Source organism: Salipiger sp. PrR003, from assembly GCF_010500785.1.
Taxonomy (GTDB): domain Bacteria; phylum Pseudomonadota; class Alphaproteobacteria; order Rhodobacterales; family Rhodobacteraceae; genus Salipiger; species Salipiger pacificus_A.
In genome coordinates this window covers 1-2383 of the sequence record NZ_JAAGOV010000001.1, presented here as the reverse complement: position 1 = coordinate 2383, position 2383 = coordinate 1, and the positions used below count along the sequence as shown (strand labels likewise).

At 60.2% G+C, this 2383-nt stretch carries 1 protein-coding gene; it reads left to right on the top strand.

The window, feature by feature from the left end; translation table 11 throughout:
• Nucleotides 1-557: 557 nt before the first annotated feature.
• On the top strand, nt 558-2383 hold a 1826-nt coding region (locus tag G0D83_RS00005; RefSeq protein ID WP_164188487.1), incomplete at its 3' end, for an acyltransferase family protein.

The following is a 2383-nucleotide window of genomic DNA, read 5'->3' as shown; positions in this document are numbered from 1 at the left end:
ATGAAATTTGGTGCGGATGGGACCGAGAAGATCGCCTCGCAGACCACGCAAGTTATTTGAGATTTTATGCAGATACGCACCGGGTGTCTCGGCAATGATCAGCGGGCGCAATCCAGGCCCCGCCCGCCTCGGATCCGGCCCGCAGACCGCGCGCGGCGGGTCTCGGAGGCCGGGGGGCGAGAATCACCCCCGCCTCGGCGCTCCGACGAAAGCCTGGAACCTACTGCCGAATGAAAAGGCGATCGGCAGACATCTGCCTCCTGCACGGAAAAGGCGTCACCGAGGCGGACTCGGCGCGCGGCAGGCGTCTGCCCGCTTCGTCGGCGCTATGTGCCTGCTATCTCTTCCAACAATTTGGCGTTGCGCAGCATGGGGCGCCTCTCGAGGCAAGACGGCGAGATTGCGCTCTTGGAGAGGGAGCCGCGGCGAGGTTCAACGTGGTGGATCGAGTGCCACCCATGCACTAGCATTCATGGAGGGACGCAACTTGGGTCCGTTTCCTCCCCGGCCCATGTGTCATTTGTCCCAAAATTTTTTTGAATATTTGGAGCCGCTTAGTGAATTACAAAGCACATATTGATGGCTTGCGCGCCTTTGCTGTCGTTCCAGTTATTGCCTTTCACGCGTCTCACACTGCAGTCCCCGGCGGCTTCATCGGGGTTGATGTCTTTTTCGTCATAAGCGGGTTTCTAATCACATCCCTTCTGATGTCTGACCTGAAATCCGACAGATTCAGTATTGTCGATTTCTACGAGAGGCGCGCAAGGCGTATTCTGCCGGCCTTGATCTTCATCATTGCATGCACCATTCCCGCCGCATTGATCTTTCTTCCCCCTAGCGACCTGCAAACGTTCGGAAAGAGCGTGGTGGCCGCGATGACCTTTCTGTCGAATATCTTCTTCCTGAAGGAAATCAATTATTTCCATACCCATGCAGAACTGAATCCCCTCCTCCACACTTGGAGTCTCGCGGTCGAGGAGCAATTCTACATTGTCTATCCGATCTTCCTGGCGCTCATCTATCGCAAGGCCCGGCGCTACCTGGTCCATGCCTTGATCGCCGCCGGTCTGCTGAGCCTGGCACTGGTGATGAACTCGGTCGCATCGGACCCCAAGTATGCCTTCTACCTCTTCCCGATGCGCGCATGGGAGCTTCTGATCGGCGCGCTCGCGTCGCTGTCCTTCGCCAGAACCGAAGTCTCTCCCCGCCCATCTCTTTACGGCCTCCTGTCGCTGGCCGGCTTCGCGGCGATCCTGATCAGTTATGCCATCGTCGATGAAACCCGACTGTCGAGCGGCCTTTATGCGCTGCCCGCCTGTCTGGGCGCCGCGCTGGTCATCCTCTATACAAAGCCCGGAACGGTGGTGCACCGCATTCTGACAACGCGCTGGATCGTGCTGATCGGACTGATCTCCTACAGCGCCTACCTTTGGCACCAGCCGCTCATGACCTTTTACCGGCATGCCTTTCCCGACGATAAGCTCGGCGTCGCGATATGCGCGCTTCTGACCTTCCCCCTCGCCTGGCTGACCTGGAAATTTATCGAGCAGCCTTTCCGGAGGCGGACACCGGGAGTCCCCGCAAAACGGGTGCTGACCTCCTCCTTCGCCGCGCTCAGCCTTTTCGCCCTTCTCGGCCTCGCCCTGACCGCCGACACCGGCTGGGAGCGCCGCTACAGCCCCGAAGAGCAACGCATTCTCAGAAGCTTCGTCGAGGCCGACGACTATGTGCCAACGCGCTTCGACGCGCTGAAGGGCCGCGCGTTCAGCGGCGACGGCGACCTTCCAAAGGTGCTGATCGTCGGAGACTCCTACGGGCAGGATCTGGTGAACGCGCTCTACGAGACGGGAATGGACCGGGACTTCGACCTCTCGACCTACCACATCCCCGGGCGGTGCGGGAATCTGATGATCGACAACTTGGACAAGTACCGAAACCGCGAAAACCGCGAGGAATGCGCCAGGTTGCCCGGCTACCAGGACCCGAAGCTTCAAGCCCGGCTCCGCGAAGCCGATCAGCTCTGGCTGGTGTCGTCCTGGAACCCCTGGACCGCGCCGCTGCTGCCCAAATCCCTCGAAGCGCTCTCGGCCGACACCGATGCCAAGCTCGTCGTCTTCGGGCGCAAGCATTTCGGAGACCGGCTGACCTATCGCGTCTTTGCCGATGGCATTGACGCACTGATCGGCAGGCGTCCGGTTCCCGAAGACCCTTCCGCGGTCAGCCTCGAAATGAGCGAAACAATTCCCAAGCTGGCCGAATACGTCGATCTTCAGAGGCTTCTGTGCGGCAGCTACGAGACCTGCGCCAACGCCGATCCCTCGGGCTCTCCGCTGACGTTCGACGGCACGCACCTCACGCCGGAAGGGGCAAGATACATGGGCGA